Origin of the sequence: Flavobacterium collinsii, assembly GCF_902804485.1 — a bacterium.
Taxonomy (GTDB): Bacteria; Bacteroidota; Bacteroidia; order Flavobacteriales; family Flavobacteriaceae; genus Flavobacterium; species Flavobacterium collinsii.
Genome location: NZ_CADCST010000030.1, coordinates 1 through 775, shown reverse-complemented (window position 1 = coordinate 775; position 775 = coordinate 1). Strand labels below are relative to the sequence as shown.

General features: G+C 39.2%; 1 protein-coding gene. It reads left to right on the top strand.

Translation table 11 applies throughout. From position 1 onward, the window contains the following. The coding region (locus FLA105534_RS00185) for a condensation domain-containing protein (RefSeq protein ID WP_246253125.1) at positions 1-775 on the top strand (775 nt) is incomplete at both ends.

Here is a 775-nt window from a genome sequence, read left to right as displayed (position 1 = left end):
TACAGAACACCAATTGGCTCAAATTTGGGAGAATTTGTTGGGAGTAGAGAAGGTTGGAGTTCATGATAACTTTTTTGAGTTGGGGGGGCATAGTTTACTAGCTACCCGATTGGTATCGATGATCCGAAAGGAATTGTCTATAGAGGTTGAAATTGCAGATGTCTTTGAATATACGACGATCGCAACGTTAAGTTCACATGTATCGGTTCAATCAGAGGGAGTATTACTGCCGGCTATTGCTGTTCAGGAAAAAGAAGATCGTACGCCATTATCTTTCAGCCAGGAACGATTGTGGTTTTTGGATCAGTTGCAGGGAAGTAGTAGTGAATATCACATTCCTACTGTTCTTCATCTGGAAGGAGCATTAGATACATTGATATTAGAACAAACGCTTCAAAGTATTGTATCACGTCATGAGGTTTTGCGTACTATTCTGTTATCAGAAGATGGTATAGGGTATCAGGAAGTCATAAGTGAAAAGGAGTGGATCCTTGATCAGGTTGAAATAAGAGATGTATCATTATTTGAAAATATCCTTCAGGATTATCTCAGAATTCCATTTGATTTGTCAGTAGATTATAAGTTACGAGCTTGTCTGTATGATTTAGGAGATCAAAAATATATATTGGCTTGTGTGCTGCATCATATTGCCAGTGATGGCTGGTCAGAGGGTATTTTGGTAAATGAGTTTATGGAGCTTTACAGCGCGCTTCAATCGGGAAGAGCGGCTGTTTTACCTGAGCTTTCTTTGCAATATTCAGATTATGCGATCTGG